Here is a 6,449-nt window from a genome sequence, read left to right as displayed (position 1 = left end):
CGCGACGCGGGCGCGACCGCCCTGATGGACGTCTCCGACGGGGTCGCGACGGACGCCGGTCATCTGGCACGCGCCTCCGGCGTCGACGTGGTCGTCCGCCTCGACGCCCTGCCGCTGGCCGAGGGCGTGCCCGAGGTGGCATCGGCGCTGCGGCGGGACGCGCACGAGTTCGCGGCCACGGCCGGCGAGGACTACGAGCTGCTCGTCACCGCACCGCAGTCACGGGCCGCGGCGATGTCCGGGTCCGTGCGCTGGATCGGGCGGGTGGATCCCCCCGCGACCACCGGGACAGGCACCCTCAGCCTCGTCGCGGCGGACGGCTCCCGGCGGGCCCTGACCGGCTACCGGCACGACGTGGCGTGAGCGCCGGGAGCTGGACAGGATCCATCCGGGGATCGGTCCGGCGGAGCATCGCCTCGGCCACGAGCCGGGGGTCGATGTCGTAGGTGCACGCCGCCACGCGGCGGCGCAGCTCCGTGATTCGCACGTTGGGGGCCTCGCTGTTCACGCTGATCGCAGGGGTCGGGGCGCCGTCTCCCTCGGCGCCGCCTGGTGCGATTCGTCCCCATCGCCGGGCGGCAGTGGTGCGCCGTTCGCGACGATCATCGGCCCGTCGTCGCGGCTCCCTTGAGCGCGCTCGACGGACGTTGGACGCGGTCGCTGAGCGTCGGCCCCGCGAGGGGACGCCCCCGTCCCGACCCGCGACCGACCGCCCCCGTGAGACGGGCGAAGACGACGATCCGCTCCGCGGAGCTGAACAGCGGGTGACAGGCGCTGAGCACGAGCTGGTCGTAACCGACGGTGTCGAGGACCGACACCTCGCTCGGCTTCACGATCCGCTGCCGTTCCATCGTGTACGTGAACGTGCCGTACGGCAGCTCGACGACGATCCTGTCGCCACGTCGCAGTTCGTCGATCCGGCGGAACGGCGCCCCGTAGGTGGTCCGGTGCCCGGCGATCGCGGTGGTTCCGGGCACGCCGGGGAGCGGGGTGGAATCGTAGAAGCCCGGGCCCTTGCGCAGCGAGCCCGGGTCGACGCCCTGCACCACCACGCGATCGAGGTCGATGCGAGGGATCCGGATCCGTGCGACCGCTTGCCCGGCACGGGCCCGCTGCCGCAACGAGCGGGAGAGGAAGGCGATCCGCGACGGCTCCGCGGCCAGGTCGCTCAGCGCCTGCGCCTCCGCGCTCGTCGGCGCCCGACGGCGCAGATCCTCGAGGTCCTGCTGCAGCCCGGCCTGGGTGCGCCCGGTCGTGAACGCCGTGAGCGGCTCCTGCCACGCCACGGTCACCCCGGCATCGACCAGGATCAGGCATCCGGCGACGATGAGCACCGTCGAGAGCGCCCGCAGGACTCGGCGCCGCCGCCCGTGCTCCGTCACCGGCGCAACGCGGAGTCGACGCCGCCCAGCGCCCCCGGGCCGGCGTAGGTCACCGGGCCACGCACCGTCACGGCGTCACCGCCGTCGGCCTCCGGCGCGCGGCGCGAGAGCCCGATGACCGCCGTCGCCACCGCACAGCCGGCGAGCACCGAGAGCACGAGCCAGGAGAGCGGGCCGATGTGGCCTCCGGCGACCGCCAGCACCAGCGCCCACGCCGTCAGCCCCGGGCCGTACCCCAACGCCGAGGCGGTCATCTCGACCGCCACCACCACGGGGATCAGCCCGAGCACCACGACGACCGGGCCGGCAGCGCGTGGCAGTCGGCTGTCGGCCGCCGCGACGAGCACCGAGAGGTGCAGGGCCGGCACGAGCAGCGACGCAGCGAAGGGATTGCGTACCCAGATCGCGGTGACGACGGCCACCGCCACGAGCAGCAGCGCGATGCCCGCGCCGTGGCCGGGCGCCCTCGCCTCCGGTCCGGCCGAGCGGTGCACCAGCGGGCGCGCGGCGAACCATCCGAGGACGAACACCAGACCCAGGGTGATGAGCCCGAACACGGCGCTGCCGTCGACCGCGATCGCGTTGGGGGGCACCGGTGCGGCCGGTGTCGCGGGCAGCAGGCCGGTGATCCCCAGCAGGAGCGCGGCCAGGGCGACCAGCGCGAACGGCAGCGCGAAGGCGAGGACCCAGACCAGCCAGCGGCCGACGTGCTCCCGGCGCCGGCGGGCCCGCGCGAGGCCATCGACGGCCACGAACAGCACCGGCAGGATCAGGGTGCCGATGAGCAGACGGACGGCCCACTCCGGCAGGACCTTGCGGTTGGTGAGCACGACCGACTGGGGACCGGTCCTGATCGCCGGCCCGTTGTCGAGCGCGGTGAGCGCCCGGAGCGCCGCCCGGCCGAAGCGGTCGATCCGGCCAGGGGCGACCGGGGTCGCCGCATCCGGTCCGCGCTCACCGCTGACCGACAGCTCCACGGCCGGGATCCCTGCGCGCAGCAGCTCGGCCTGCTCGCCGACGGCGAACGGGATGGCGAGGCGTGCCCACTGCATGGGCGCCCGCGGGCCTCCGGGGTCCTCCCCGAGCTCCTCGCGTACCGCCGCCTCCACGGTCCGACGGAGCTGCAGCGGCGCCTGACCGCGACCGTTGGAGAACCCCGTGACGAACGGCTTGCGGACGGTCTCGCCCGCGAGGTCCCCGAGCACGAGCACGGCGCTGATCCCGTCGGGCAGGGCGTCGACGGCGTCCGCGGCCCCGGCGGCTCCGCCGCTCCCGCCGCTCGTCGAGACGAAGGTGATGCTGCGCCGCACGCGTCCCGTGCCGGCGATCCGGGCGAGCTCAAGCATGACCGCCGTGCCCGAGAGCTCGGCCTTGGCGCCCGCTCCCGCCGCGTCGCGGTGCGACAGCACCGCCAGTCCCGGACCCGGATCGCCGATCCGCGTTCCGATCACGGTCGTCAGCTCGCGCTCGCCGTCGATCGTCTGCGCCGTGGTCGTCCGCGTCGTCACGGATCGGGGTCCGAGGACCGACAGCTCGTCCGCCACGCGTCGCGCCAGCTGGTCGTCGGCGGCGTCGCCGGGCCGGCGCCGCGGGAACTTGATCGCGAGGTCCTCGAGGAGCAGCGCAGCCCGGTCCCCCTGGAAGGCGTCGGGTGCCAGCGTGGTGCCGATCGGCCTCGGGCGGTCCTGCAGCGAGAACGCTGCCACCAGCACGGCCAGGAGCACGGGCAGGAAGGCCACCCGATAGATGCGAGGGTCCAACACGACTTCCGTGAACCGTAGTGGCCCACGCCATCGGGCGTTTCCGGGCGGCGCGGGCGCTGATCTACGATGCAGGGCGCATGGCCGACCGCGCACCGCGCATCCTGCTGGCCGACGACGAGCGGTCCGTCCAAACCCTCCTCACCTTCGCGCTCGAGAAGGACGGCTACGACGTGGTCGTCGCCGCCAACGGCGTCGAGGCACTCGAGCGGTTCAAGGAGCAGACGTTCGATCTCGTGGTGCTCGACGTCATGATGCCCCAGGTCGACGGCCTCGAGGTCTGCCGTCGGCTGCGGGCCAAGAGCTCGGTCCCGATCATCATGCTGACCGCCCGGTCGGAGGAGATCGACAAGGTGCTGGGCCTCGAGCTCGGCGCCGACGACTACATCACCAAGCCCTTCTCGCTGCGCGAGCTCAGCTCGCGCGTCCGGGCGGCGCTGCGCCGGGCGGGCATGGCGGCCGCCGCCAGCGAGGAGGACGACGACGACGGCCCCATCACGGTCCACGAGCTCGTGCTGGACCGCGCACGGCGGCGCGTGACCGTCCGCGGCGACAGCGTACAGACCACGTTCGTCGAGTTCGAGATCCTGCTGGCGCTGGCGGGCAGCCGCGGCCGGGTCTTCACGCGGGACATGCTGCTCACCCGGATCTGGGGCGACAGCGCCTACCGCGACCCGCGGACCATCGACGTCCACATCCGTCACCTGCGCGAGAAGATCGAGCGCGACGCCAAGGACCCCGAGTACCTGTTCACGGTCCGAGGGGTCGGCTACCGCTTCCGCGACGTGGACTGACATGCAGACGATCGGCACGCGACTCGCGGCGATCTTCGGGCTGATCGTCCTGGGCGCCTTCGCCGCCGTGTACGTGATCGTCGTGCCCGGGTTGGAGTCGAGCCTCACCGAGGAGCGGCTGAACAGCCTCTCGCGCACCGCGCGTCAGTACGCGCAGCCGATCGAGAAGGCGATCACCGAGAACGTCGACGTCCGCCTGCTCGACCAGGCCGTCCGCGAGGCCGCGGACGCGGCCAACGCCCGCGTCACGCTGCTGGGCGTCAACCAGGGGACGCTGGACGTCGAGACCTTCCCGAAGTCCGACTCGACGGCGCGGACCGACATCACCGACCTGCGCTTCGACGTCGCCGAGGAGGCGGTCCGCACCCGTGAGGTCGCGACGGGCACCGAGGCCGGGGCGACGAGCCGGGTGGGCCAGGCGGCCGTCCCGCTGTTCTTCCCCGGTCGCAACGGCGCGCAGGAGGTCGGCTCGGTCGTCGTGCTGACCTCGTCCCTGGCGGACCTCGACGGCCAGGTCGCCGTCGTCCGGCGCCGCGTCCTGTTCGCCGGTGCGATCTCGTTCCTCCTCGCCTCCCTCGCGGGCGCCGTCACGGCCGAGCTGCTCGGTCGCCGCGTGCGACGGCTGGAGGGCGTGGCCGACGCGGTGGCCGGAGGTGACCTGACCGCCCGGTTCCCGGTCGACTCCTCGGACGAGCTCGGTCGGCTGGCCCAGGCGCTGGAGGACATGCGCCGTCAGCTCGCGGAGCTCGGCACCGCCCGCAGCCGCTTCATCGCGACCGCCTCGCACGAGCTGCGGACCCCGATCTTCTCCCTCGGCGGTTTCGTCGAGCTGCTCCGGGACGCCGACGGCGACCTCGACGAGGAGACCCGCGACCAGTTCCTGGACCAGATCGCCCAGCAGGTCGACCGGCTCGGCAAGCTCGCGACGGACCTGCTCGACCTCTCGCGCCTCGAAGCGGGCTCACTGGACCTGCGCCCGGAGAGCACCGACCTCGCGGACCTCGCGGAGATGGTGGCCGGGGAGTTCCGCCCCGCGCTCGCCACCCACGACTCGAAGCTCGAGCTCCGCGTCCCGGGAACCCCCGTGCGGGCGACGTGCGATCCGGAGCGTGTCGGGCAGGTGCTCCGTATCCTCATCGACAACGCCCTGACGCACACGCCGCCGGGGACGGACCTCGTGGTCAGCGCCTCCCGCCGTGACGATCACGTACGGGTCGGCGTGGCCGACTTCGGTCCGGGAATCCACCGCACCATGCTGCCTCACATCTTCGAACCCTTCGTCACCTCGGACGATGCCCAGGGGTCCGGTCTCGGACTCGCCATCGCCCATGAGCTCGCCGAGCGCATGTCCGGCGAGCTCATCGTCGAGAGCCACCCGGGTCGTACGACCTTCACCTTGGAGCTGCCCGCATGACCCGCACCCCCCTCACCGTCGCCGTCTCGACGGCGCTCCTCGGCGTCGGCGTCCTGGCCGCCGGCTGCGGCAAGAGCGACGACACGACGACCGGCGGCACCCGGACCGTCACGGAGCCGGCGACCCGCGTGGAGGTCATCCGGGAGCTCCCCGGGAGCGGCAGCGCCAAGGGCGCCCCGGCCTTCGACCCCACGGGGATCTACGAGCGGGAGTCCGCCGGGGTCGTCACGGTGATCGCCACCGGCCTACGCGGTACCGCGGGCCGCGGCGACAGCGGCCTGGGGTCCGGGTTCGTGGTCTCCGACGAGGGCGAGATCGCCACCAACGCCCACGTGGTGACCAGCGGGGAGGGCGGGGACATCCGCCGGGCGACGACCGTGTACGTCCGGTTCCAGGACGGCAACCAGGTCGGGGCGGAGATCGTCGGCCACGACCCGTTCGCGGACGTGGCGCTGTTGAAGCTCAAGGACCTCAAGGGCCTGACGCTCCGTCCGCTCCCGCTGGGGTCCTCCGGCGAGGTGCGCGTCGGCGAGCCCGTCGCCGCCATCGGCTCGCCGTTCGGTGAGGAGCAGTCCTTGAGCATCGGGGTCGTCAGCGCGCTCGACCGCTCGATCGACTCGCTGACCGGGTTCAAGACCTCCGGCGCCATCCAGACCGACGCGGCGATCAACCACGGCAACTCCGGCGGCCCGCTCCTCAACGCCAAGGGCGAGGTGCTCGGCATCAACTCGCAGATCCGCACCGAATCCGGTGACGGCTCGGGTGTCGGCTTCGCCGTGCCGGTCGACGCGGTGCGCCGCTCGATCGAGCAGCTGCGCAAGAACGGCAAGGTCGACTACGCCTACCTGGGCGTCTCCAGCTCCGCCGTCTACCCGCAGCTCGCGGCCAAGTTCGACCTCCCGGTCAGCAAGGGCGCCTGGATCCAGGTGGTCACCAAGGGCGGCCCGGCCGACAAGTCGGGCATCAAGGCCGGCGTCGGGGAGAAGGTCTTCCAGGCGCGGCCGTACGCCCCCGGCGGCGACCTGATCGTGGCGGTCGAGGGCAAGGAGGTCGAGGCCGAGACCGACCTCGGACGCCTGCTGCTCGAGCACGACCCCGG

At 73.2% G+C, this 6,449-nt stretch carries 5 protein-coding genes and 1 pseudogene; 4 read left to right on the top strand and 2 right to left on the bottom strand.

Annotated elements, in window-relative coordinates:
• Positions 1-363, top strand: a pseudogene (locus tag ABYE80_RS15520) (hypothetical protein); the annotation flags it as partial.
• Between the two features lie 239 nt (positions 364-602).
• On the opposite strand, the gene ABYE80_RS15515 reads toward ABYE80_RS15520, so the two are convergent.
• Together ABYE80_RS15515 and ABYE80_RS15510 are read right to left on the bottom strand one after the other, a co-directional pair.
• A complete protein-coding gene (locus ABYE80_RS15515) occupies positions 603-1,382 on the bottom strand; it encodes a class E sortase (RefSeq protein ID WP_372791203.1) in 780 nt (259 codons plus the stop codon).
• Positions 1,379-3,145: a hypothetical protein gene (locus ABYE80_RS15510; protein ID WP_372791202.1), complete on the bottom strand. Its 1,767-nt coding sequence runs from the start codon at positions 3,143-3,145 to the stop codon at positions 1,379-1,381. The genes ABYE80_RS15515 and ABYE80_RS15510 overlap by 4 nt, the downstream gene beginning before the upstream one ends.
• 77 nt (positions 3,146-3,222) lie before the next feature.
• On the opposite strand from ABYE80_RS15510, the gene ABYE80_RS15505 reads away from it, so the two are divergent.
• The 3 genes from ABYE80_RS15505 to ABYE80_RS15495 form a co-directional block, all read left to right on the top strand.
• Complete coding sequence (locus ABYE80_RS15505; protein ID WP_372791201.1) at positions 3,223-3,936, top strand: response regulator; 714 nt, start codon at positions 3,223-3,225, stop codon at positions 3,934-3,936.
• A 1-nt stretch (position 3,937) separates the two neighbouring features.
• Positions 3,938-5,350 (top strand): sensor histidine kinase, encoded by a 1,413-nt coding sequence (locus ABYE80_RS15500; RefSeq protein WP_372791199.1) that lies wholly within the window; start codon positions 3,938-3,940, stop codon positions 5,348-5,350.
• Positions 5,347-6,449, top strand: a 1,103-nt coding sequence (locus tag ABYE80_RS15495) for a S1C family serine protease (RefSeq protein ID WP_372791198.1), incomplete at its 3' end; no start/stop codon positions are given. The genes ABYE80_RS15500 and ABYE80_RS15495, both read left to right, overlap by 4 nt.

This window comes from Paraconexibacter sp. (genome assembly GCF_041602235.1).
In the GTDB taxonomy this organism is placed as follows: domain Bacteria; phylum Actinomycetota; class Thermoleophilia; order Solirubrobacterales; family Solirubrobacteraceae; genus Paraconexibacter.
Note: the sequence above shows the minus strand (reverse complement) of the source record. Positions and strands in the feature narration are given on the sequence as shown.